The organism is Providencia sp. PROV129 (assembly GCF_028482245.1).
In the GTDB taxonomy this organism is placed as follows: domain Bacteria; phylum Pseudomonadota; class Gammaproteobacteria; order Enterobacterales; family Enterobacteriaceae; genus Providencia; species Providencia vermicola.
In genome coordinates, this window is the sequence record NZ_JAMPQD010000014.1 from 1 (window position 1) to 23,621 (window position 23,621).

At 40.6% G+C, this 23,621-nt stretch carries 24 protein-coding genes; 8 read left to right on the top strand and 16 right to left on the bottom strand.

Annotation, left to right across the window (positions count from 1 at the left end; translation table 11 throughout):
• The first annotated feature begins 25 nt into the window (after positions 1-25).
• From sppA to pncA, 3 genes are all read left to right on the top strand, one after another.
• Positions 26-1,882, top strand: a complete 1,857-nt coding sequence (gene sppA / locus PSF27_RS09835) for a signal peptide peptidase SppA (RefSeq protein ID WP_206086145.1) — start codon at positions 26-28, stop codon at positions 1,880-1,882.
• Between the two features lie 167 nt (positions 1,883-2,049).
• Entirely contained in the window at positions 2,050-3,069 is a 1,020-nt protein-coding gene (gene ansA / locus PSF27_RS09840; protein WP_272539380.1) for an asparaginase, read from the top strand.
• Positions 3,070-3,080: 11 nt separating this feature from the next.
• Positions 3,081-3,707, top strand: coding sequence for a bifunctional nicotinamidase/pyrazinamidase (pncA, locus tag PSF27_RS09845; protein WP_272681436.1), 627 nt, complete (start codon positions 3,081-3,083; stop codon positions 3,705-3,707).
• A gap of 67 nt (positions 3,708-3,774) precedes the next feature.
• On the opposite strand, the gene PSF27_RS09850 is transcribed toward pncA, so the two are convergent.
• Together PSF27_RS09850 and msrB are read right to left on the bottom strand one after the other, a co-directional pair.
• Positions 3,775-4,077 (bottom strand): YeaC family protein, encoded by a 303-nt coding sequence (locus PSF27_RS09850; protein ID WP_206086148.1) that lies wholly within the window; start codon positions 4,075-4,077, stop codon positions 3,775-3,777.
• Between the two features lie 121 nt (positions 4,078-4,198).
• Positions 4,199-4,612, bottom strand: coding sequence for a peptide-methionine (R)-S-oxide reductase MsrB (msrB, locus tag PSF27_RS09855; protein WP_206086149.1), 414 nt, complete (start codon positions 4,610-4,612; stop codon positions 4,199-4,201).
• Between the two features lie 355 nt (positions 4,613-4,967).
• Here msrB and gapA point away from each other — a divergent pair, with 355 nt between their 5' ends.
• A complete protein-coding gene (gene gapA / locus PSF27_RS09860; protein ID WP_206086150.1) occupies positions 4,968-5,963 on the top strand; it encodes a glyceraldehyde-3-phosphate dehydrogenase in 996 nt (331 codons plus the stop codon).
• A gap of 231 nt (positions 5,964-6,194) precedes the next feature.
• Positions 6,195-7,076: a D-hexose-6-phosphate mutarotase gene (locus tag PSF27_RS09865; protein ID WP_206086151.1), complete on the top strand. Its 882-nt coding sequence runs from the start codon at positions 6,195-6,197 to the stop codon at positions 7,074-7,076.
• Between the two features lie 66 nt (positions 7,077-7,142).
• Here PSF27_RS09865 and PSF27_RS09870 read toward each other — a convergent pair whose 3' ends face one another.
• From PSF27_RS09870 to fadR, 4 genes are all read right to left on the bottom strand, one after another.
• Positions 7,143-7,895 (bottom strand): MipA/OmpV family protein, encoded by a 753-nt coding sequence (locus PSF27_RS09870; RefSeq protein WP_206086152.1) that lies wholly within the window; start codon positions 7,893-7,895, stop codon positions 7,143-7,145.
• Between the two features lie 132 nt (positions 7,896-8,027).
• On the bottom strand, positions 8,028-9,107 hold the full coding sequence (gene alr / locus PSF27_RS09875) for an alanine racemase (protein WP_272681382.1): 1,080 nt from the start codon (positions 9,105-9,107) through the stop codon (positions 8,028-8,030).
• Positions 9,108-9,169: 62 nt separating this feature from the next.
• The gene (locus tag PSF27_RS09880) at positions 9,170-10,471 is read right to left on the bottom strand and encodes a D-amino acid dehydrogenase (RefSeq protein ID WP_206086154.1); all 1,302 of its coding nucleotides are present in this window, start codon (positions 10,469-10,471) and stop codon (positions 9,170-9,172) included.
• A gap of 491 nt (positions 10,472-10,962) precedes the next feature.
• A complete protein-coding gene (gene fadR, locus PSF27_RS09885; protein ID WP_047756875.1) occupies positions 10,963-11,679 on the bottom strand; it encodes a fatty acid metabolism transcriptional regulator FadR in 717 nt (238 codons plus the stop codon).
• A 220-nt stretch (positions 11,680-11,899) separates the two neighbouring features.
• Between fadR and nhaB the strand changes: the two genes are divergently transcribed.
• Together nhaB and dsbB are read left to right on the top strand one after the other, a co-directional pair.
• A complete protein-coding gene (gene nhaB, locus PSF27_RS09890; RefSeq protein ID WP_272539382.1) occupies positions 11,900-13,447 on the top strand; it encodes a sodium/proton antiporter NhaB in 1,548 nt (515 codons plus the stop codon).
• 157 nt (positions 13,448-13,604) lie between these two features.
• Positions 13,605-14,126, top strand: a complete 522-nt coding sequence (dsbB, locus tag PSF27_RS09895) for a disulfide bond formation protein DsbB (protein ID WP_206086156.1) — start codon at positions 13,605-13,607, stop codon at positions 14,124-14,126.
• Between the two features lie 75 nt (positions 14,127-14,201).
• Here the strand turns inward: dsbB and PSF27_RS09900 are convergent, their stop codons facing one another.
• The 3 genes from PSF27_RS09900 to PSF27_RS09910 all read right to left on the bottom strand — a co-directional run bounded on the left by PSF27_RS09900 (position 14,202) and on the right by PSF27_RS09910 (position 16,190).
• Positions 14,202-14,501 (bottom strand): DUF333 domain-containing protein, encoded by a 300-nt coding sequence (locus tag PSF27_RS09900; RefSeq protein ID WP_272573179.1) that lies wholly within the window; start codon positions 14,499-14,501, stop codon positions 14,202-14,204.
• Positions 14,502-14,544: 43 nt separating this feature from the next.
• On the bottom strand, positions 14,545-14,877 hold the full coding sequence (locus PSF27_RS09905; protein ID WP_206086158.1) for a DMT family transporter: 333 nt from the start codon (positions 14,875-14,877) through the stop codon (positions 14,545-14,547).
• Positions 14,878-14,990: 113 nt separating this feature from the next.
• Positions 14,991-16,190, bottom strand: a complete 1,200-nt coding sequence (locus PSF27_RS09910) for a sugar transporter (RefSeq protein ID WP_272681383.1) — start codon at positions 16,188-16,190, stop codon at positions 14,991-14,993.
• Between the two features lie 382 nt (positions 16,191-16,572).
• Between PSF27_RS09910 and PSF27_RS09915 the strand changes: the two genes are divergently transcribed.
• Positions 16,573-16,794: a DUF2594 family protein gene (locus tag PSF27_RS09915; protein ID WP_206086160.1), complete on the top strand. Its 222-nt coding sequence runs from the start codon at positions 16,573-16,575 to the stop codon at positions 16,792-16,794.
• A gap of 173 nt (positions 16,795-16,967) precedes the next feature.
• Here PSF27_RS09915 and PSF27_RS09920 read toward each other — a convergent pair whose 3' ends face one another.
• The 7 genes from PSF27_RS09920 to PSF27_RS09950 form a co-directional block, all read right to left on the bottom strand.
• Positions 16,968-17,246, bottom strand: a complete 279-nt coding sequence (locus PSF27_RS09920; RefSeq protein WP_206086161.1) for a hypothetical protein — start codon at positions 17,244-17,246, stop codon at positions 16,968-16,970.
• Between the two features lie 169 nt (positions 17,247-17,415).
• Complete coding sequence (locus PSF27_RS09925; protein WP_206086162.1) at positions 17,416-17,724, bottom strand: DUF7677 family protein; 309 nt, start codon at positions 17,722-17,724, stop codon at positions 17,416-17,418.
• Between the two features lie 221 nt (positions 17,725-17,945).
• Positions 17,946-18,827, bottom strand: coding sequence for a protease HtpX (htpX, locus tag PSF27_RS09930; protein ID WP_206086163.1), 882 nt, complete (start codon positions 18,825-18,827; stop codon positions 17,946-17,948).
• Between the two features lie 419 nt (positions 18,828-19,246).
• Positions 19,247-19,957 carry a cell envelope biogenesis protein TolA gene (locus PSF27_RS09935; RefSeq protein WP_272681384.1) on the bottom strand — a complete coding sequence of 237 codons (711 nt, stop codon included), beginning with the start codon at positions 19,955-19,957 and terminating at the stop codon, positions 19,247-19,249.
• A 245-nt stretch (positions 19,958-20,202) separates the two neighbouring features.
• A complete protein-coding gene (gene prc / locus PSF27_RS09940; RefSeq protein WP_272681385.1) occupies positions 20,203-22,245 on the bottom strand; it encodes a carboxy terminal-processing peptidase in 2,043 nt (680 codons plus the stop codon).
• Between the two features lie 19 nt (positions 22,246-22,264).
• Positions 22,265-22,954: an RNA chaperone ProQ gene (gene proQ / locus PSF27_RS09945; protein ID WP_206086166.1), complete on the bottom strand. Its 690-nt coding sequence runs from the start codon at positions 22,952-22,954 to the stop codon at positions 22,265-22,267.
• 110 nt (positions 22,955-23,064) lie between these two features.
• Positions 23,065-23,547 carry a GAF domain-containing protein gene (locus PSF27_RS09950; RefSeq protein ID WP_206086167.1) on the bottom strand — a complete coding sequence of 161 codons (483 nt, stop codon included), beginning with the start codon at positions 23,545-23,547 and terminating at the stop codon, positions 23,065-23,067.
• Positions 23,548-23,621: the final 74 nt, after the last annotated feature.

The following is a 23,621-nucleotide window of genomic DNA, read 5'->3' on the forward strand; positions in this document are numbered from 1 at the left end:
CAAAATATGAAGGATAGGAGAAAAAATGCGTCAAATATGGGACATCCTCGCCACCATCTTTAAAATCAGTTGGAAGGCACTTAACTTTATTCGGGAATTCGTTTTCAACGCGATTTTCCTTGTGCTGTTCTTCATTGTGATTGGGTCTTTTGCCCTTTATCACTCAGAATCTGAGCCTGAAAAAAATTACTATGGTGCGTTGTATGTAGACTTACAAGGCGTGGTGGTTGACCAAGTCTCTGCACCTGACCCGTTCGGGCGTATGAGCCGCGAATTATTAGGCACCTCTAATAATCGGATGCAAGAAAACTCTTTATTCGATATTGTCGATACCATTCGCACTGCCGCCGATGACGACCGTATTACAGGTATGGTATTACGCCTTGATAACTTAGTCGGGGCAGATCAACCTTCCCTTGCTTATATTGGTAAAGCCATTGCACAATTTAAGCACAAAGGTAAGCAAGTTTACGCTGTAGGTAACCATTTTTCTCAACCACAATATTACCTTGCAAGCTTTGCAGACGATATCTATCTTACACCACAAGGCTCCGTTGGCTTATATGGTTTCGCTACAAACAGCATTTACTACAAGTCCTTGTTAGAAAAACTGAAAATTAGCAGCCATATTTTCCGTGTCGGAACGTATAAATCTGCGGTTGAACCCATGATGCGTGATGATATGTCCCCTGACGCGCGCCTTGCGAATCAGCAATGGTTAAATGCTTTATGGAACAATTATTTGGATGCTTTAGCGACTAACCGTAAAATGACCACTACGCAAATTTTCCCTGGAGCTGATACAGTCCTTAGCCAATTACGTGCAGTTAAAGGTGATAGCGCTCAGTATGCATTAAAACAAAAATTGGTTGATAAAGTGTATACCAATGAGCAAGTCGAAGAGCTCCTCAGCAAGCACTTTGGTTGGAATAAAGACGATAAGCAATTCAATAATATTAGTATCTATGATTACTCAGCTAAGATTGCCGATACCACCGCAAACCAAGGCGGCAACATTGCCGTCATCGTAGTGCAAGGCGCAATCATGGATGGCCCACAGACGCCTGGAATTGCTGGGGGGGATACCATAGCAGCACAAATCCGCGATGCCCGCCTTGATGACAATATCAAAGCCATTGTTCTACGTGTGAATAGCCCAGGGGGAAGCGTTAGTGCATCTGACCTTATTCGCAGCGAATTAGCGTCCGCCCATGCTGCAGGTAAACCTGTTGTTGTTTCTATGGGCGGTATGGCGGCATCAGGCGGTTACTGGGTTTCCACACCTGCGGATTATATTATTGCAAGCCCAAATACGCTAACGGGCTCAATTGGTATCTTTGGTGTAATTAATACCTTTGAAAAATCACTGGATTCTATTGGCGTATACACTGATGGGGTTTCCACTTCACCACTTGCCGATATCTCCATAACAAAAGGGATCAACCCACAATTTGCAGATATGATGCAAATCACCATTGAAAATGGTTATGACACCTTTATTAATCTTGTAGCAAAAGCGCGAAACAAAACCCCTGAGCAAATAGACAAAATTGCCCAAGGCCGTGTTTGGATTGGTCAAGATGCATTGAAAAATGGCCTTGTCGACCAACTGGGTGATTTTGATGACGCCGTGGATAAAGCCGCAGAATTGGCTAAACTGTCAGAAGTACAATTGGATTGGATGAAACCAGAATTGTCCTTTATGGACCAGCTGCTACTTGAATTAACCAGTAATGTTCAAGCAGCCATGCCTGATGTTCTGCACGTGTTTTTACCACCCGCTGTTGCAACAGATATCCGCCAACAAGCTCAATTTTTCTTAAAAATGAATGACCCACAAAACCGTTATGCATTTTGCTTAAATTGCGCTGAAATTAACTAATCGCCATCCCCTCTAGCTTACTGGAGGGGATTTCTCTCACTAGATACTCAGTTCACCTCATTTCAATCTACAAATTAGCAATTTAACGATAGTAATACACCAGTAATTACGTCAAAATTCGGATAATTATTTTCACTTCTCCATGCGCTAATAAATTAGGTAATCAAATGCAGAAGAAATCTATTTATGTCGTTTATACTGGCGGCACCATCGGCATGCGTCACTCACCACAAGGTTACATACCTGTCTCAGGTCATTTACAAGCGCAATTGGCTCAGATGCCTGAATTTCACCGTCCAGAAATGCCTGAATTCACAATTCGCGAACATCAGCCATTAATCGACTCATCCGATATCACCCCTGAAGATTGGCAAATCATTGCAGATGATATTTGCCAACACTATGAAAAATATGATGGATTTGTCATTTTACACGGCACGGATACCATGGCATTTACAGCATCCGCCCTTTCTTTTATGTTTGAAAACTTAAAGAAGCCCGTTATCGTGACAGGGTCTCAAATTCCATTGGAAGCATTACGTTCTGATGGTCAAACTAACTTATTGAATGCCTTGTATTTAGCAGCAAATTATCCCATTAATGAAGTAGGATTATTTTTCAACAATAAATTGTACCGTGGTAACCGTACAGTCAAAGCGCATGCAGATGGTTTCGATGCCTTTAGTTCCCCGAACTGCTCACCGTTGATGGAAGCAGGTATTCATATTCGTACTTTTAATGCTTGCCCCGCCCCCATTGGCGTCGGGGAATTCAAGACACACCGCATCACACCTCAACCGATTGGCGTTGTCACGCTCTACCCTGGTTTATCTATTGATATTGTTCGTAATATTCTTCAACAACCCGTCAAAGCATTAATCTTGCGCTCTTATGGGGTCGGGAATGCACCTCAGCAGCCTGAATTACTGCGCATTCTACGGGAAGCGACTAACCGTGGGATTATTGTGGTCAATCTAACACAGTGCATTTCAGGGCGTGTGAATATGGAAGGCTATGCCACAGGACATGCCCTCGCAGAATCAGGGGTAATTAGTGGTTATGACATGACTTTTGAAGCGGCATTGAGTAAATTACATTATTTACTGAGCCAAGATTACACACCTGCGCTGATCCGCGAATTAATGCAAAATAATTTACGCGGTGAATTGAGTTACGCTGATGAATAACTGAGGAAATGATGAAAACGGCCTTATTGTTAGTCGATTTACAAAATGATTTTTGCACAGGCGGCACTCTCGCTGTGAATGAAAGTGAACACGTTATAGACATAGCAAATAAAGCAATCACGATTTGCCAACAAAAAGGGATTGCCACCCTTGCAAGTCAAGATTGGCACCCTGTTAATCATTTAAGTTTTGCCGCAAACTCAGGCACACAAATTGGCGATATCGGTGAACTTAATGGGCTGGCGCAAGTATGGTGGCCTGTACATTGTGTCCAAGGCGAATATGGCTCAGAGTTCCACCCACAATTAAACACTCAAGCCATTCAAGAAACATTTACGAAAGGCGAAAACCCGCAAGTTGATAGCTATAGCGCTTTCTTTGATAACGATAAGGTAAGTCAAACTCGATTACACACATGGCTACAAGCTCAGAGGATCACCCATTTAATTATTATGGGGATTGCGACCGATTATTGCGTTAAATTTACAGTGCTCGATGCCTTGAATTTGGGCTACAGCGTTGATGTATTAGTTGACGGCTGTCGTGGGGTAAACTTAACCGCTAATGACAGCCAGATTGCATTAACCGAAATGGAACAGCAAGGCGCCAAACTTATCACACTAGACGATATTGCCTAACCCCTCATTTTCCTCAGCAATATTTTCCCTTGTACTGTATTCTTTGAGAAAATATTGCTGCTCAACCTTAATCGTTATTTTGCGGTTTGAGTGTTGCGAACATCTCCCCTTGGAACATCGCTTTCAGCTCTTGCTTGCTTTTCATGGTGATCTCACCATTGGTACCAACAGTCATATGTTCAGCATCATGGTTATGGCGTGATTGCCACAGCATCACCATCTGTAAGCTATGTTCTTTTTGCTCCGCCGTTAAAGGAACTCCATCTGGCCATTTCCCCAACTCAACGGCAGTAACGAGACGCTCATAAATCTCTGGGGTCATTACTGCAAGCAATTGTTCAATATGTTTTGGGTCGACTTCTACACTCATGGCACCGCTCCTTCGAAAAATTATACTGACGTTTAGTTAAATTGCTTTTTTATTTTTAGCTGAATCGTTATTGCTGAAGGTTGTTGATAATAACTTATAAACTTCAGCAGCCTTCAGCAGCCTAACCACGCGTCTTTTCACCCGATGACTCATCCAAAAAGCTTAAGGATGCTGAATTAATACAGTAACGTTGCCCTGTTGGCATAGGTCCATCAGGGAACACATGCCCTAAGTGGGCATTACAATTTTGGCAACGGACTTCAATACGATGCATACCATGAGAAAAATCTTCGATGTATTTGATGACATGATCATTCACTGGCTCATAGAAACTTGGCCACCCACAACCTGCATCAAATTTAGTCTCAGACATAAATAAAGGTGTACCACAACACAGGCATTCGTACACACCCTCTTTACGGTTATGCAATAATTGACCACTAAATGGCGGCTCAGTGCCCGCTTGCTGTGTAACATAACGCTGTATCTCATTTAAATCTGAAATATCAACGTGTTGTTTATCTTTCTGTGACATAACTTATCCACGTATTTAAGCAATTTGTTCTGTTGATGACTATCACACCGTAATTTTCAGCAACAAAAAATTAACAACAATTTTTATAAAACTATTCTAAACTAAGAAGCATCTTACTTTCCGTTTTGATTTGTGAAGCGTATCACATATATCACTGATAGATGGTTTCATTATGCCGTACAATCCCGATAATACGTGCGGCTGTGTTTGCCGCTGAAGTGGCTGACAAATAAGCAGTTAGTGGTATCAGAATTGATTTTTTTCAATAATTGACACGATTCCGCTTGACGGCTGGCAAGGTTTTGGTAACTTTAACTACAACTTAATTCACGAATAAATAGCTGGTGGAAATACTATGACTATCAAAGTAGGTATTAATGGTTTTGGTCGTATTGGCCGTATCGTTTTCCGTGCTGCACAAGAGCGTTCTGATATCGAAATCGTTGCTATCAACGACCTGCTCGATGCAGAATACATGGCTTACATGCTGAAATACGATTCAACTCACGGTCGTTTCAACGGTACTGTTGAAGTTAAAGATGGTCACCTGGTTGTAAACGGTAAAAAAATCCGTGTTACTGCAGAAAAAGATCCTGCAAACCTGAAATGGAACGAAGTTGGTGTTGATGTTGTTGCTGAAGCAACAGGTATCTTCCTGACTGATGAAACTGCGCGTAAACACATCCAAGCAGGTGCGAAAAAAGTTGTTCTGACTGGCCCTTCTAAAGATGACACTCCAATGTTCGTTATGGGCGTTAACCACAAAGCTTACGCAGGTCAAGAAATCGTTTCTAACGCATCTTGTACAACTAACTGCTTAGCGCCGCTGGCTAAAGTTATCAACGACAAATTCGGTATCGTTGAAGGTCTGATGACGACTGTTCACGCAACAACTGCAACGCAAAAAACAGTTGATGGCCCTTCTCACAAAGACTGGCGTGGTGGTCGTGGTGCTTCTCAAAACATCATCCCATCTTCAACTGGTGCTGCTAAAGCTGTAGGTAAAGTTATTCCTGAGCTGAACGGTAAACTGACTGGTATGTCTTTCCGTGTACCAACACCAAACGTTTCAGTTGTTGACTTAACTGCACGTTTAGAAAAACCAGCAACTTACGCGCAAATCTGTGAAGCTATCAAAGAAGCTGCAGCAGGCGAACTGAAAGGTGTTCTGGGCTACACTGAAGATGACGTTGTATCAACAGACTTCAACGGTGAAAAACTGACTTCTGTGTTTGATGCTAAAGCTGGTATCGCACTGAACGATAACTTTGTTAAATTAGTTTCTTGGTATGACAACGAAACAGGTTACTCAAACAAAGTATTAGACCTGATTGCTCACATCTCTAAATAAGTGTTGTTAAGTAATTAGCCTGACTGAGCCGCCAATTGGCGGCTCTTTTGTATCATATCGAATACTGCATTAATATTTTATCTCACTTCATTTATCTTTAATCCATTATTCGATACTGTATAAACCAACTTTCAATCAGATTTAAGATAAGTGCCATACATCGCACAAATCTGCCACACGCAAAACGTATAATGCGTATTAATGCTGTTTCTACTAACACAGGCCGATACCATGCACGAAAAAATTTTTGCTCTACCCGTTATTAAACAACTCTCTGCCTATATCACTCAACGCCAATTAGGTGACCTACCACTGATTGTGGTTTCTCACCCAAAAGTTCGTGGTGCAGTCAGTTTACAAGGCGCACATCTCATTGATTGGCAACCTGCGGGGCAAAAGCCGTGTCTTTGGCTAAGTTCTGAAAGTGCGTTTAAAAACGGCGTAGCAATCCGTGGAGGCATTCCTATCTGTTGGCCATGGTTTGGCCCTGTAGCGAGTCCGAGTCACGGCTTTGCGCGTATCTTGCCTTGGCAATTTACTGCCCATAATGAACATGATGATGGGGTAATTTTAACCTTTACGCTCACTGACACTGATTATACCCGTAAGCTATGGCCCCACGAGTTCACATTGATTTTACGAATGAAACTGGGTGAAACCTGTGAGCTTGAGCTCGAAAGCTATGGTGATTTTGAAACGACAGCAGCATTACACACTTACTTCAACATCAGTGATATTCACAAAGCGACTGTTTACGGCCTTGGCGGTCACTATTTTGATAAGGTCGCTGATAAAGAAGTGTATGCATCTGAACCATTAAAATTCAATAAACACACTGACCGCATCTATTCAGAACCTGAAGAGTACAGCTTACTGCGCGATGACGGCTGGAACCGCACGATTGAATTGCATCATTACCATAATAGTGATGTGGTGTGTTGGAATCCATGGGCTGAATTATCATGTAGTATGCAAGACATGCCAAATAATGGTTATAAACAGATGGTTTGTGTTGAAACGGCCTGTATTAATGTGCCCATGAAAAGCGATGCTCAGCACCCTGCTCGCCTGTCTTTAGTGATGGTAAGCCGCGATAATAAACCACAAAATTAATATTAAGACAAAATAAACCCCCAGTAGAGTCATCTTACTGAGGGTTTATGATTCTTTAACGACACATTAGAATGTATAGGTCACACCCGTCCACATAATGGCAGAAACAGATTTATTCACCATTGGGCTATCTTTTACTTCACTCGGTAGGCGGTCAACACGCCCCATCGCAAACACAGTCCAATTTTCGTCGAAACGGTAGTTACCTGTGACTTCCATATACGGCGTCCAGCTTGAACCTGGGTTATAACGTTTTAAACCGCTATGATTCGATTCTTTTGAAGAAACGCCATATTCATAACGATTTTGATTTTTGCTATCCCATTTAATACCTAAGCCTGGCGTGATAGACCATTTGTCGCCTTCAAAGCCATATAGGTAAGCAAACTCACCACGAATACCATTACTAATACCAAGGATATCCCCTGAAATATTCGTACGCAGTGTGCCCCAATCCGCTTTATGGCGGTAGGTAAAACCGGTCATAACCGTATCACGGCGACGATTTAGCTCACGCATTGCTTTGTCATCATTGTCTTTAGGTTTAAAAAATTGAGGATAATAGTACGCATCTAAAGACAGTTGATCTTGCGTGTCATTCCACAGATAGTAACCTGCAGCTAACGTATGAAAGTAAAAATTTTCACTGTCATAATTCACAATTGGTACTGGCGTAATATAATCACGAGACTTAATGCCTTTATATGGCGTAGATTGCGCCAGTACAGAGCCACCAACAGACCATGTTCCAGCTAAAGCTGCGCTAGATAACACGCTTAACGCCACAGCAAGTGTGGTTAACTTAATTGTTTTAGACATAGATTAAACCTAAAAATAATGAGAAATGGATCAAACTTATATGTTATATCAATATGCAAAGATCCCCAATCTTCATAATCTAAATCACATTTAAAGCTAAATATGTGAGTTAGCGATCGTATTGGTTAACAATTATTCTACGCTTTTTTCGTAACGAACAGGAACTCTTTTTGCAAGTGCACACATTAATTCATAGCCTATCGTGCCTGCCGCTTGTGCCACATCGTCCACAGGCAAATTTTGCCCCCACAATTCCACTGTGGTGCCTAATTTCACATCACTACAATGGGTGATATCAATGCTCAACATATCCATAGAAACTGCGCCTAATAGCGCACAACGTGTCCCATTGCACCAAACAGGTGTTCCATTGGGGGCATGACGTGGATAGCCATCAGCGTAACCACACGCAACCGTAGCGATACGCATCGGCTTAGATGCAGTGAATCGGCTCCCATAACCGATAGATTCCCCTGCAGCAATATCATGCATTGCTATCACCTCTGATTGTAACGTCATCGCAGCTTTTAGCGGATACTGTTGGATATCAGCTGACTTTCCACTTGGTGACGCACCATACAACAAGATCCCCGTCCGTACCCAATCATACTGAGTATCTTTGTGCCAAAGAGTTGCACCTGAATTGGCAATACAGGTTTGTAAAGACAAATAACTAAACTGTTTAATTTTCTCAAATGGCTCAATTACCCCAGTATGTGTATCTGAATTAGCAAAATGACTCATTAACGTGATGGAGCCGACATTCTCCATCTTCGCTAACTGTTCAATGACATTTTGATATCCTGATACAGGAAAACCTAAACGATTCATGCCACTATTGAGTTTGACATAAACTGAAATTGGCGTAGACAGTTGCGCATTTTCAATAGCATAAAGTTGCCATTCACTATGTACGCTAGTCGTTAAGTGATACTGGTCGATTACCCCTAAATCTTGTGGCTGAAAAAAACCTTCAAGCAACAAAATTGGCCCTTTCCAACCTTCTTCACGCAATAGAATAGCTTCTTGGAGGTCTAACACTGCAAAGCCGTCAGTGGCTTTCAGTGCGGGCCAAATGTGTTTGATACCATGACCATAACCATCCGCCTTCATGACTGACCAAATTTTTGCCTGCCCTGAATGCTGACGCACAACCGATAAATTATGTTGTAAATTGTCTAAATGAATAATGGCACTAATTGGGCGTGGCATCTTAAGTCCTTAAATACGTGTCTATTTTTATGTCAATACATCAGTTATATGGTACCAGCGAATTAACGTGCGGGGTTTAAATGCCCACCAGCCACTAATTTCGTATTAAATCCATCTAAATACCGTGATACTGACAAATCATCAGAAGCAATATCGGGTGTATTTCCTGAAATTAAATCTGACAGCAATTTCCCTGCTCCACATGCCATCGTCCAGCCCAGTGTGCCGTGGCCCGTATTCAAGTATAAATTGCTATACGCTGTTGGCCCTACAATTGGCGTACCATCTGGCGTCATTGGTCTGAGCCCTGTCCAAAATTGTGCTTGTGCGATATCGCCACCACCTTGGTACAAGTCTTGTACCACCATTTTCAGTGTTTCACAGCGTTTTTTCAGGATATTTAAATTAAAACCGACCACTTCTGCCATACCACCAACACGTATGCGTTCATCAAAACGAGTGACTGCAATTTTATAGGTTTCATCTAAAATGGTGGAAGTTGGCGCTCTTTGGGCGTCAATAATTGGCATCGTCAACGAGTAACCTTTAAGCGGATAGACTGGGATTTTAACCAGATTTTGGAGTATTGAGGTAGAATAAGACCCCATCGCAACCACATATCTATCGGCTTGCAGGATCTGACCATCAATACGCACACCACTCACACGTTGACCTTCTGTTATAATTTGCTCCACTTGCACGCCAAATTGGAATTTTACCCCTGCATCCTTCGCCATTTTAGCGAGCTTCTTGGTGAATTGCTGACAATCCCCTGTTTCATCATTTGGTAAACGCAATCCCCCCGTTAATTTGTGCTTCACAAATTCGAGTGCTGGCTCTGCTGTGATCAATTCATCAGAGGTTAATAGCTCATAAGGCACTCCCTCTTGTTGCAGCACGGCAATATCATTCGCGGCATTATCAAATTGCTTAGCCGTACGAAACAGTTGCAGTGTACCTCCTTGGCGTTCCTCATAGTGAATACCAATGTCATTTCTAAGCTCACGCATACAATCACGGCTATATTCAGCAATACGCACCATGCGGCTTTTGTTCATTGTGTAATGCTGAATATCACAGTTTTTGAGCATTTGCCACATCCAACGTAGTTGAAATAACGACCCATCTGGACGAATAGCCAGTGGTGCATGCTTTTCAAACATCCATTTTACCGCTTTCAATGGAATACCTGGAGCCCCCCATGGTGTAGCATATCCAGGTGAAACTTGCCCTGCATTACCTGCACTAGTTTCTTCAGCAACATCATGTTGCCTATCCACAACAATAACTTCATGGCCTTCTTGCGCCAAATACCATGCTGTTGTCACACCAATAACACCTGCACCTAACACTAGAATTTTCATAAGATCCTCAGCCGCAAAATGATGACTTACTCATTAGAATAATATTCTAGTATTCATTTGCCAATGTAGTGAATTAACACTTTTAACAATTCAGATAAAAAATTCAATTATTGTCACAATATATTTACAAAATAGATTTTTATTCTAACGCATAAAAAAGAGGCGATTCAATTAAATTTTAAATATCAACATCTTACTTAAAACAAGAAACAATTTTATAGCTGAAAGCAATATTTTTCAGTAGAATCTATCAAATAACCAGAACTTACTATTGCTTGCGCTCACTCCTAACAAACGCCAACCTTGAAACTTAATATATTTTAAATGGCAATTTTTGCAGCTTATTATATTAATTAACGCTTTGTAACAACTGTTATATCGCGCATTCTCTGTAAGAACGATAAAACCAGAGATTTAGGAATGACTCACAAAATAAAAAAGCCAGCATCCATCGTTGAATGCTGGCTTGAATCATAAAAATTTGATGATGCTTAACGGATATGAGCTAAGTCAGATGGCATATTACCTTGCATAGAATGCCAAATCAGGCCACTTTCCTTACCGTAATTACGCACACATTCCATGATACGGTCATAGGCTTGCTCACGACACAGATGGCTTAATTGCTGATAGAAACTCAACGCTAAGCGTCTCGCTTCAGGGTTAGAAAAATAATACCGACCAACACGGGTATATAACCCTCTTAACCCATTAATAATTAGCCCATAAATTGGGTTACCTGAAGCAAAAGCGAGACCACGGAAAATGTTATAATCCAAATCGCTAAAGGCATCTGAATTGTCTTCCACTTTTTCTCTGCCAGCTAATACCTCTAAGGACTTTTCAGGGTTGTTACGAAAAGCCGTACGAATAAAAATTGCAGCAATATTTGTCCGCACTGCCAGCAAATTATCAATCAGTTGTGGAACTCTATCGTGATCTAATCGAGCTAATGTTTCTAAAATATTTAAGCCAGAAGTCTCCCAATAGTTATTCACCTTAGTTGGCTTACCATGTTGGATGGTTAACCAACCATCACGAGCCAAGCGTTGTAACACCTCACGTAGAGTGGTGCGTGTCACACCAATTAACTCAGACAGTTCGCGCTCAGCGGGCAAGATTGAACCTGGTGGAAAACGGTTGTTCCATATACTTTCAATAATGTACTCTTCCGCAAAACCTGCCGGGCTTTGAGCTTTAATAACCATATTTTTATTATTCCAAACCTTTTAAACGGATATTGAGGAAATCATACCAGATTGTCGTCTTCTGATATAGTTAGACTCAAAATAAAGAGTGAAGCAAATCATAGAATTTCCATATAATTCATACATTATCAATTAGCAAATAGACTTAAAATCCTTAAAAGATAAGAGTAGTATGTTGTGGAACGAGACAAAACATCCAATAAGAGGATAACAAACCATAATGGATTTTAGTTTAAAAAGCGCATTTTTGAAAAACTTTCTGGGGAACTCACCTGATTGGTACAAACTTGCCATTATTATATTCCTGGTCATCAACCCAATTGTTTTCTATTTCGCCAGCCCATTCATCGCAGGATGGCTATTGGTCATTGAATTTATATTTACATTAGCAATGGCATTAAAATGCTATCCCTTACAACCTGGAGGCCTACTCGCTATCGAGGCTGTACTGATTGGCATGACCAGCCCTGCGCAGATTTCTCATGAAATCAGCAATAATCTTGAAGTCATTTTACTGTTGATCTTCATGGTGGCTGGTATCTACTTTATGAAGCAGCTGTTGTTATTTGTTTTCACCAAATTACTGATAAACGTCCGTTCTAAACGAATTCTGTCATTAGCTTTTTGCTTAGCAAGTGCGTTTTTATCTGCTTTTTTAGATGCGTTAACCGTTATTGCTGTCGTGATCAGCGTTTCAATTGGTTTCTATTCTATTTATCACCAATATGCATCTAATCAGCATAGTGATATTGACCTGCAAAATGATGGTTTTATTAATAGCAGTGAGCAAAAACAAACCTTAGAGCAATTTCGCGCTTTTTTACGTAGCTTAATGATGCATGCAGGGATTGGTACGGCGCTGGGTGGCGTGATGACCATGGTTGGTGAACCTCAAAACTTAATCATCGCAAAGCATGTTAACTGGGATTTCATTACCTTTTATATTCGTATGGCACCTGTCACTATCCCTGTTTTCCTCTGTGGGCTAATTGTTTGTTTTCTTGTAGAAAAGTTCAAACTATTTGGTTACGGTGCAGAACTTCCAGACAGTGTTCGCCAAATTTTAACCGATCATGATAAAAAAATGACGGCGAAACGGACGAAAAAGGAACAAGCCCAACTGTGGGTACAGGGGCTAATTGGGATATGGCTAATTGTTGCTTTGGCCTTCCATTTGGCAGAAGTTGGGTTAATCGGTTTATCCGTGATTGTGTTAGCGACTGCATTTTGTGGTATCACTGAAGAACACGCTCTAGGCAAAGCTTTCGAAGAAGCCCTTCCATTCACGGCACTATTAACCGTGTTTTTCAGTATTGTCGCCGTTATTATTGATCAACAACTCTTCACGCCATTCATTCAGTTTGTCTTACAGTCGTCCGAATCGTCCCAGTTATCGCTATTTTATCTGTTTAACGGCTTATTATCCGCAGTATCAGATAACGTCTTTGTGGGCACTGTGTATATCACTGAAGCAATGAAGGCTGCAAAAGAAGGACTCGTTTCACCTGAGCAATACCAGTTTTTAGCCGTGGCTATCAATACAGGGACAAACCTCCCCTCTGTAGCAACACCAAACGGGCAAGCGGCATTCTTGTTCTTACTAACTTCCGCACTCTCACCATTAATTCGTTTATCATATGGTCGAATGGTTTGGATGGCACTTCCTTATACTGTTGTCATGACCATTGTTGGCTTATTAGGTGTTGAATACTGGCTCGTACCGATAACGCATTGGATGGCGTCCATCGGTTTGATTACATTTGGATAGGGATTATACTCAACCTCAATCAGGCGCTTTTATCAGCGCATGATTGTAATGTTAGGTAAAACCTAACTCGAAATGGCATTTATTTTGCTTTAGGCGCTTTTTTTATCAGAAAGATAGGGGCAAAATGTGCGCATCACTCAATTAGGATATCTCAAGTATGTTCCGATTTTTTAACTACTGCTCACAAGGACGAGGCGCATGGCTATTGATGGCCTTTACAGCCTTTATGTTAGAGTGTGCGGCATTATATTTTCAACATGTTATGAAGCTTCAACCCTGCGTAATGTGTATTTATGAACGCGTTGCATTACTGGGCGTTATGTTTGCAGGTTTAATTGGTGCTATCGCACCGAGAAATATTGTCATTCGTTGGGTAGCCATCGCTGTGTGGATTTACGCCGCATGGCGCGGTTTAGACCTTGCATGGGAACATACCATGCTGCAACTTTACCCTTCGCCATTTGCTTCTTGTGATTTCTTTGTCAACTTCCCTGATTGGTTGCCACTGCAAGAGTGGGTTCCTGCGATGTTTGAAGCAACGGGTGACTGCGCGGTTAGACAGTGGGCATTTTTAGGCCTTGATATGCCGCAGTGGTTAATTGGTATTTTTGCCGCTTATATTTTAGTGGCTATTATTGTGTTAATTAGCCAATTTTTCCCCGCTAAAAAATCGGTTTAACCACAATAAATGAATTGAAAACGTAAAAAGCCCCTGATTAAAGGGGCTTTTCTTTTGTGAAGCCTAAAATAAATATTAAATACACGCACCACTTTGGATAACATTGGCAGCACAACGTTTGCCATTTGCAAATTGGCAAACCGCCGTTTCATCACCATTTAGTTCAAGTGTTAAGGCAGGTAATCCTCCTGCAGAAACGCAGGCTTCCTGGATCCCCGGCCCTAAATTAACCACTTGCTTTGCATACTGAGTTGCAGAGTTATCAACGGTTTTATTCACTTCTGAGCTTCCACAAGCCGATAACATCACTGACATTACAACTGCCACAACAACTGTCATCACAGGTTTTAATAACTGGCCGACCTTACGCCCCATGCTGTTTATCTCCCATCAAGCCGTTGTAACCCCTTGCCTTACACTAGTGTGTGCTACTTTTTGAAAATAAATTGATGACTAAAACACCAATAATAATTAATAGCATACCAATAATTGCAGGTAAATCGAGTTTTTGGTGATAAATAAAAATTGCAGCAACAGAAACTAACACAATCCCTAGCCCAGACCAGATAGCATAGGCAATCCCCAATGGCATCACTTTCACTACCTGCGATAAGCCCCAGAAAGATACCCCATAGCCAATAATCACAATTAAAGACGGCCAGAAACGGCTAAAACCCTCAGAAGCTTTTAATGTGGTCGTTGCAATCACTTCTGCAAGAATCGACATCAAGAGAAAACTTAGACCTTTCATTGATAAACCTTATTGTTGTATTAAAAAAAATAAATTATAGCGATAAACCAGAAAAAGCCCTGTATCCAATAAAGGTAATACAGAGCTTATTTAACTGTCTATTGTTGAGTGTGTTAATGTTGTTCAGCAGGTGCCAGCTTATCCGTTAATGTTTGGCTATAACGTTTAAACAAATAGAGGCACCAAATAAGCGACATGACACCAATTATAGCCCCCACATAACCAATTTGAGTCATCCCCATATGTACAATCACTTGATTACCCAGTAACGCCCCACCACCGATACCGATGTTAAAAATTCCAGAGAAGATAGCCATCGCTAAGTCTGTTGCATCTGGTGCTAAATCAATCACTTTAACCTGCATACCTAAGCTAATACACATCATCGCAATTCCCCAGAACACGGACAATATAATGAGTGACCAGACATTGCCTCCCATAGGCAACAGCAACAACAGACATAGCGTCATTAAGGCTATTGCTGAAGGTAAGAATATTAATGAAAGTTTTGTGCTATAACGGCTAAAGATGACGCTACCAATAATACCCGCAGCACCAAAAATCAGCAGCAAGACAGTGGCAAAATTTTGGCTCTGATGGGCTACATCGCGAACAAATGGCTCAATATAACTGTAAGCAGCGAAGTGTGCAGTCACCACTAATACCGTGAGCGCGAACATTCCGACTAATGCAGGTCGCTTGAATAAAACTGGAAGGCTTTTCAAAGAACCTGAATGTTCACTTGGCAAGCGTGGTAAGAAACGAATAAGTGCAATCATCGTAAATAATGCCACGACCCCGATACACAAAAATGTCACTCGCCAGCCTAAAAACTGCCCGATAACACGACCGATTGGTAAGCCTAAAACCGTCGCTAACGCAGTGCCTGTCGCTAATAAGCCTAATGCCTGCGCTTTTTTGCCCGCAGGAGCTACACGAATAGCTAAAGATGCCGTAATCGACCAAAACACTGCATGAGACAAAGCAACGCCAATGCGCCCCGCGATCAAAACATCAAAGTTCCACGCAAAACCTGAAACAAGATGACTGATAATAAAAATAACAAACAAGAATCCCAGTAGCTTACGCCGTTCTATTTTACTGGTTAATAACATTAACGGTAATGACATGAGTGCCACTACCCACGCATAAATGGTGATCATCAGCCCTGTATGCGCCACCGTCATGCCAAAACTCGCTGCAATGTCACTTAATAATGCAACAGGGACAAACTCCGTTGTATTAAAAACAAATGCAGCAACCGCCAGCGCTAAAACACGGATCCAAGCGGTTCTTCTTGATACTTGTGTCATTATTTATCTTGCCTTCGGTTTTCCATAAGCTAATTACACAAATCGGTTACCGACTTATGATGATGGCACATGGGAAATATATGTTTAGAACTAAACTGAACGATTAAACGGTGTTTTATTGCTCAAAATCACCGTATTTTTGTGAATTGTATCACAACTATTTAGCTATTTTAAAGCTTGCTATCAGTATTGGTAATCAATTTAAAATACATATTCCTGCAATTAGCCCTTCTTAAAAACCTAACTAGGCAAAATCAAACAAACACATCATTATTTGAGTGTTTTATCTTCGATTACATACATCTTATTTATCTGAAAGCACATATTATTTTTTCTATGCTACAATCCATCAAATTACTTTTTATCTTAAAGGATCGACTTAATGAAAACGCATTTTCCTACCGAACCAGATGTCCATGCACTTGCAGATGAAGTGACATGCCTAAAAAATTTGGTTACACATATGCTTAAAGCAATTGGCCAAGCAGATGCAGGTAAGATTTTGATCAAAATGCAGCGCGAAGTTGCTCAAATGGAAGACGAAAAACAGGCTGAAACCTATACAAACATCTTAGAACAAATTAAAACAGGTTATCGCCAATAGATTATTTAGCGATAAATGCGATTTAAAGCATAAACGTATTCAAGAATGGATTAACTGCACAAATAACTAAGTTTTTGTTATCAAAATCATCTATCTTTATTGACGAATTAAACCATTCTTTATTCATTTAGCTCCCCCTTCAAAACCCTATGAAGGGGGCTTTTTTTCCTCAATTATTGCCCTGCTTGTGTATATAAGTCATTACAATAATTAGCATATTCCTCTAATGTTGTATTCTCCGTTTGCTTACCCCAACTTTTTTGCTCTTCAAAAGCCCAAACTCGAAATACCTGTCCAAGGTTTGCACCAGACATCCCCACCTCTTTATATATCCGATGGTAAAACCCTTGATCTGCTTTATAAATTTCAAATTTAATGGGGACAAGCCGTGCAGGGTTAGATGCCGTTTGAAATGAATTACCAAAAAGTATTGTTTTAACCAGTATGTCCATGCTTAACTCCCATATGAAATTGAACATAGGTAAGATTACCCTATAACTAGAGTTAATATAGCTTATTATCGGGAATATATTGAAGACTCTTAGAAAATAAATGCCTATTTTTACGTAATTAAGAATAAATATCGAGTCAGTTTGGAGCGATGTTTTAGGCGTTTATATTCTAATTTGTTGGCATACAATGCAACTCAGTCTCCCAATCCTCATATGGCGGGTCAATAACATATGAATGGTCTACATACCAACGAATATAGTCTGTCGCACGCTTTTGCGCGTGTTTGAAATTAATTACATCACCCTTTTCATCAAGCTCCAATGTATTGATTAAAATAGCATACACTTGTTCAACTAAACTCGGTTCATCTACACACAATTCAACATAATCAACACCATTTAACATATAGTGGCTACCACTAGTCATAAAATAGGCGAACGTTCTCAAGGCGCCACTGACACTGTGTGAAAGTTTCATAACTGTCCCTATGAATATTATATAAAAAAGCCACTTCATTTGAAGTGGCTTCAAACTGCTGACAAACCGATTAGATTTGGCTGCAGGTTGGATTAGTTTTAAAAATAAACGAGAAAAATCAATTCATTAATTTTTGGCCGATAACACAAAGCAGGAAAACCACGCTTTTATCCTGCTTTGTCAACAACCTCAAGCCACTTCATTTGAAGTGGCTTTCCATACTATTTTAAATATTCGCCTGAGCGAAGTGCTTCAATTCGTTTATCTAACGGAGGGTGAGACAGGAATAATTCACTGAATGCTTTACCACGACCATTAATACAAAATGCCATCAAGCGCCCTTCTTCTTGCGGCTCATAACTGGTTTTCAGTCTTTGCAGTGCCGCAATCATTTTTTCACGTCCCACTAATTTTGCAGAGCCAGCATCAGCGTGGAATTCGCGATAACGAGAGAACCACATGGTGATAATGCTTGCTAAAATACCGAATACAATTTCCAGTACCATAGAAACCGCAAAATAGACCATTGGATTACCGTTGCTACTTTCACTTTCGTTATCATTGTTTGACATAAAACCTGCAGCTAATTGAGCAATGATACGGGATATAAAAATAACGAAAGTATTCACAACACCTTGTAACAAGGTCATTGTCACCATATCACCATTGGCGATATGACTGATTTCATGGGCAATAACCGCTTCCGCTTCGTCGCGACTCATGTTTTCAAGTAGCCCTGTGCTCACTGCAACCAATGAAGCATCACGACGTGCCCCTGTTGCAAAAGCATTGATATCTGGCGCATGGTAAATAGCCACTTGTGGCATTTGAATCCCCACTTGCTGGGCTTGGCGCTGAACCGTTGTCATTAACCACTGTTCAGTTTGGTTACGTGGGTTTTCAATAACTTCACCACCTACCGATTTCAGAGCCATCCACTTAGACATCAGCAATGAAATAAAAGCGCCACCAAAACCAAATAAGCCCGCCATAATCAACAAGCCTTGAACGCTACTTCCGCGAATGCCTGTTAAACTCAATATTATTCCAAACACAAACATAACCGCTAAGTTTGTGAGCAAGAATAAAGCAATTCTCATCATTTTTTGTATTCCTTGGTAAAAACTAAGATCACGTAGAATTTACTTTATAAATAAGGTTTTTTCACACTATTTCAAGTCAATTAACACGAAAACAGTAAAAAATAACATAACTTTACACAGCGAGACTAAAAAAAGGGCAAGCGCTCTACCTACCTCTCTGTTTATTAAGAGTTCAAATTTTAACTATTTGTTTTAAAAGGGTCAATTCATAGCCATTTCAATTTAAACTTATTTTTAGTTGAATCGAGGAAGCTAATTTTTGAGGGATATGAATCTTAATAATGTATTTATCGGCTCTTTTGATGAATTTCTTAGCCTGATAAACAATAGTTAAGGTTTCGCTTACGAAAAAATAATGCCACGCAGCGTGGCATTATTATCACAATATAATGATAGGTTAACAGCAAAAAACTCGTGCCTTAATTCGCTTTCTCTTTAGCAACTTTTGCCGCTTTTTCTTTTGCTGCTTTAGCGGCCTTAGCAGGCTCTTTATCAGTAGCCTTAGTCGCTTTTTCTTTTACTACTTTTGATTTTTCTTTATCCGCAGCTTTACTTGCTTTTTCTTTTGTTTCTTTTACTGCATCTTTTTTATCTGTCGCTTTTGACGCTTTTTCTTTTGTCTCTTTCACTACGTCTTTATCGGCTACTTTTGATGCTTTTTCTTTCACCACTTTTGCAGACTCTTTATCAACCGCCTTGGAGGCTTTTTCTTTTGTTTCCTTCACCACCTCTTTGTCAGCCGTTTTTGAGGCTTTCTCTTTCACCGTTTTCGCTACATCAGTGGCTTTATCCGAAGCTTTTGTTGCTTTTTCACTGGCTGTTTTGCTTGTTTTATCCCCTGTTGATTTGATTGAATCAGACACAGAAGGTTTGCTGGATTGTTTTGCGACTCCTGCTCCAATTACACCACCAGCAATACCCGCCTTGCTGTTAATGTCGTTTTTTAATTCAATGGTACACACTTGCTCTGAGCGACTTGTTGAACCATCATTACAAATAAACTTACCATCTTCGCAGCGATCTATCCCGCCTTTACTGCCCGAGCAAGGGTAATTTCTTGCATTCGCGGTATTGACCACAGAAACCATCATGACACTAACAGCCATTAATCCTAAAAGTAATTTACGCATGGTATTGCCTCATGTTTAAAAGAGCTACAACAAAAGTTTAGGATAAATTAAGCAAAGGTAAAGAATTCTATCGTTAGAGCATTAAGTTAACTTCAAAAATATTTTCGTTGTGACGTAAAATGAATAATGATAAGTCTGAGATTATCAATTTTAGTATAAAAAAAGCCAGCTTACGCTGGCTTCAGACTGCTGACAAACCGATTAGGTTTGACTTCAGGTTGGATAGGTTTTGAATATATTTCGAACTACTGATTACCTGATAGCATTTTGGTGTTTTGTTTTGACAAATCAACCGCCATCTTCACTGTTTCGTCCAAGTATGGGTCTGGCGCTTCGTAATCTTTTGGTAGGTCTTCCAATTTCTTCAGTAATGGCTTACCTTCTTTAGTATTACGCTCATTTATTCGTTTTAGTTTCGTCGCCTCAATTTCATCATCTTCTTTCTTACGCTCTGCATAATTCAATGAAATCAGATTCTTACTTTCTTTACTTACTTTATAGCGAGCGATATCTTCATCGATATAATTGAATTCACGATCCTGACTAATTCTATCGAGGTGCTTAGTTTTAATGGCTGATAAATCAGGTGAAATATCCCCTACTTTGCTATAGTTCGCAGCAGGAATGCTATCCCATGGCAGCGCATTATCTTCAAAGCTTTCCCCCGTTTCAGCAGGATCTTGCCCCGTTGGCATCACAACATCAGGGGTAACGCCCTCACGTTGCGTACTACCACCATTAACACGATAAAATTTTTGAATAGTATATTGAACAGAACCTAATGATGGCCATTCAGGTTTTAGCATTTGGTCATAAACACGGCTTAAGCTACGGTGTTGCTGAACAGTACCTTTACCAAAAGTTGGTTCGCCCACAATTAAAGCACGACCATAATCCTGCATCGCAGCTGCAAAAATTTCAGACGCTGATGCACTAAACCGATCAACTAAAACAACCAAAGGACCTTTATAATAGATGACATCATCGTCATCAACATCTTGGCGCACTTGGCCATTGTTATCGCGTACTTGAACAATTGGCCCTTTTGGAATAAATAAACCCGATAATGAAACCGCTTCGGTTAATGCTCCACCACCATTACCACGAAGGTCAATAATTAGTGCAGAAACATTATCTTTCGCCATGTTTTGCAGTTGGGTTTTTACATCATTGGTTAAGCCCACGTAAAAACCAGGAATATCCAGAACAGCAACTTTATCTTTACCTTGCTGTTTAATCGTCAGTTTTACTGCACGATCCTCCAGTCGGATCTGCTCCCTCACTATAGTAACGATATGTGGCTTCGCCCCTTTAGTATCAGAAACGACTTCCAAACGAACCTGACTTCCTTTTGGCCCTTTGATCAATGCAACAACATCATCAAGACGCCAACCAACAACATCGACAATCGGTTTACCTGTTTGACCAACGCCGATGATTTTATCACCAACTTTCAACTCTTTACTTTTAGCTGCAGGGCCGCCTGCAACCAGTGAGTTGATAACCGTGTTTTCGTCATCTTGCTGTAAAACTGCACCAATTCCTTCTAATGATAAGCTCATTTCAGAATTAAATTGCTCAGTATTACGAGGCGAAAGATAACTGGTGTGCGGATCGATTTCACGCGCAAATGAGTTCACTATCAATTGAAAAACATCTTCACTTTGCGCTTGAGTTAAACGGCGTAACGCAAAATTATAACGCTTAGTGAGTTTCTCTTTGATTTCTTTGTCATCTTTGCCTGAAAGCTTTAGGTTTAACCAATCATAACGTACTTTTTGATCCCAAAGACGGTCAAGCTCTTGCTTGTCTTTAGGCCAAGGTGATTTTGAACGGTCAACTTCAATCGAATCTGTCGCATTTAAATCAATTGGTTGTTCTAAACGTGCTAATGCATATTTAAAACGTTCGAAACGTCTTTCCTGAGACAGGTTATACAGGTCATAAAACGCATCTAATTTGCCATCTTCAAGCCATTGCCCCACTTTCCCTTTATCTTTGGCATATCGGTCAACATCGGATTGAAGTAAAACATTGTGACCGAAATCTAACATATTGAGATAACGGTCAAATATTTTCCCAGAAAACGCATTGTCTAAATCAAATTGGCGGTAATGTGAACGTGTAAACCGTGAGGTTACTCTTTCACTGACGGTGCCATGCTGTGCGCTCTGTTTTAAGACAGGTAACTGAGCAGCAGTGACAGGAGCCACTGCTTGTGTATTAGCAATTGCACTGCCGAAAGTCGCCAGACTAACGACAAGTGCAACTTTAAGAAGTTTGTTCATGACCTGATTGACCTCCGTATCAGAACTTTAAATGTTCCGCGCGTACAATCATTGCCAGTCCAGTAGGCAATTGAACTCTCACACCGTCTTTTGCAATTTCCAGAACAGAAGCGTCCATCAAGCTGCTACCAACTTTCACTTTCAAGGTTTGGCCTATTTTAAGTGCATTGATATCAGTGACTGACTTCAGGTTTTGTTCAGGAGCTGGATTGTTACGACGGGGTGTTTTTTCTGATGTATTTTGCGGACGTTCTTTATTGTCTGATGGGCGACGACGTGGTGCTTTGTCTTTAGTAGCTTCTGGATTACGTGCTGGTTTTTCACCCGCTTTTTTCGCTACAGGACGTTTTTGCGCTTTTTGTTCAGCACGTTGTGCTTGAACGCGTGCTTTCGCCTCAGTTAATTGTTGGCGAGCATGAGCGATGTGCTCTGCATCTAGCTCACCACAATCTTCGCCATTTAGGTCAACGCGCTTTGCGCCTTCTTTAACACCGTAAAGGTAGCGCCAGCTAGAAGTATACATGCGTAATGCTGAACGCAATTGCGTTTTGCTAATACCATCTTCTTCCGTCAAGCACCCTACGATATCTTGAAAAATTCCGACTTTTAACGGACGTGCTTCGCCTTCAGCGATAAAACAGCGTGGAAAACGCTCTGCTAAAAATGCGATAACTTCTTTACTACTATTCAACTTAGGTTGATTTTCCATGAAATTTCCTGATAACAACGATTTTGCCAACCTCACGGGCATGAACAAGCCGACATTATAATCGTGTTGCTGACAATTGCCACGTTACTATTAATTTTACAGCCCAATATTTAGTAATATTTTGGCATAGAACACATTGCCAGATGCTGACACAACTGGTTTACAAGGTGTTGTAACCCTTTTTCATCTTCTTGGTCGAATTGGCTAATATTTGGGCTATCAATATCTAAAACCCCGATATTTTGTCCATTTACTACCAGCGGAAAGACAATTTCAGCATTACTTGCCGCGTCACAAGCGATATGACCAGGAAAAGCATGAACATCTTCAACACGCTGAACTTGGTTTTCACTAAATGCCGTACCACAGACCCCTTTACCAAATGGAATTCGAACACATGCGACTTTTCCTTGGAATGGGCCTAAAACAAGCTCTTGCCCATTGCTCAAGTAAAAGCCAGCCCAGTTCACACCATCTAAACGTTCATATAATAACGCACTGGTATTTGCCAAGGTCGCAATTAAATCATATTCTCCCGCCAATAATGCAGAGAGATTATCTGAAAGTTCGAGATAATACTTCTTTTTATCCATAATTATTTCTAGTAATAATCAAGTAATTAAAATACACATACGCAAGAGTAATGCTAAGGTTACCAAGTTGTCAC

Coding starts and splice junctions, on each gene's coding strand:
- gapA (WP_206086150.1), top strand. CDS start 4,968: ATGACTATCAAAGTAGGTATTAATGGTTTTGGTCGTATTGGCCGTATC.
- fadR (WP_047756875.1), bottom strand. CDS start 11,679: ATGGTTATTAAAGCTCAAAGCCCGGCAGGTTTTGCGGAAGAGTACATT.
- PSF27_RS09870 (WP_206086152.1), bottom strand. CDS start 7,895: ATGTCTAAAACAATTAAGTTAACCACACTTGCTGTGGCGTTAAGCGTG.
- PSF27_RS09925 (WP_206086162.1), bottom strand. CDS start 17,724: ATGAAACTTTCACACAGTGTCAGTGGCGCCTTGAGAACGTTCGCCTAT.
- PSF27_RS09880 (WP_206086154.1), bottom strand. CDS start 10,471: ATGAAAATTCTAGTGTTAGGTGCAGGTGTTATTGGTGTGACAACAGCA.
- nhaB (WP_272539382.1), top strand. CDS start 11,900: ATGGATTTTAGTTTAAAAAGCGCATTTTTGAAAAACTTTCTGGGGAAC.
- PSF27_RS09865 (WP_206086151.1), top strand. CDS start 6,195: ATGCACGAAAAAATTTTTGCTCTACCCGTTATTAAACAACTCTCTGCC.
- PSF27_RS09915 (WP_206086160.1), top strand. CDS start 16,573: ATGAAAACGCATTTTCCTACCGAACCAGATGTCCATGCACTTGCAGAT.
- ansA (WP_272539380.1), top strand. CDS start 2,050: ATGCAGAAGAAATCTATTTATGTCGTTTATACTGGCGGCACCATCGGC.
- alr (WP_272681382.1), bottom strand. CDS start 9,107: ATGCCACGCCCAATTAGTGCCATTATTCATTTAGACAATTTACAACAT.
- PSF27_RS09905 (WP_206086158.1), bottom strand. CDS start 14,877: ATGAAAGGTCTAAGTTTTCTCTTGATGTCGATTCTTGCAGAAGTGATT.
- proQ (WP_206086166.1), bottom strand. CDS start 22,954: ATGGAAAATCAACCTAAGTTGAATAGTAGTAAAGAAGTTATCGCATTT.
- pncA (WP_272681436.1), top strand. CDS start 3,081: ATGAAAACGGCCTTATTGTTAGTCGATTTACAAAATGATTTTTGCACA.
- PSF27_RS09950 (WP_206086167.1), bottom strand. CDS start 23,547: ATGGATAAAAAGAAGTATTATCTCGAACTTTCAGATAATCTCTCTGCA.
- sppA (WP_206086145.1), top strand. CDS start 26: ATGCGTCAAATATGGGACATCCTCGCCACCATCTTTAAAATCAGTTGG.
- htpX (WP_206086163.1), bottom strand. CDS start 18,827: ATGATGAGAATTGCTTTATTCTTGCTCACAAACTTAGCGGTTATGTTT.
- dsbB (WP_206086156.1), top strand. CDS start 13,605: ATGTTCCGATTTTTTAACTACTGCTCACAAGGACGAGGCGCATGGCTA.
- PSF27_RS09920 (WP_206086161.1), bottom strand. CDS start 17,246: ATGGACATACTGGTTAAAACAATACTTTTTGGTAATTCATTTCAAACG.
- PSF27_RS09850 (WP_206086148.1), bottom strand. CDS start 4,077: ATGAGTGTAGAAGTCGACCCAAAACATATTGAACAATTGCTTGCAGTA.
- msrB (WP_206086149.1), bottom strand. CDS start 4,612: ATGTCACAGAAAGATAAACAACACGTTGATATTTCAGATTTAAATGAG.
- prc (WP_272681385.1), bottom strand. CDS start 22,245: ATGAACAAACTTCTTAAAGTTGCACTTGTCGTTAGTCTGGCGACTTTC.
- PSF27_RS09910 (WP_272681383.1), bottom strand. CDS start 16,190: ATGACACAAGTATCAAGAAGAACCGCTTGGATCCGTGTTTTAGCGCTG.
- PSF27_RS09900 (WP_272573179.1), bottom strand. CDS start 14,501: ATGGGGCGTAAGGTCGGCCAGTTATTAAAACCTGTGATGACAGTTGTT.
- PSF27_RS09935 (WP_272681384.1), bottom strand. CDS start 19,957: ATGCGTAAATTACTTTTAGGATTAATGGCTGTTAGTGTCATGATGGTT.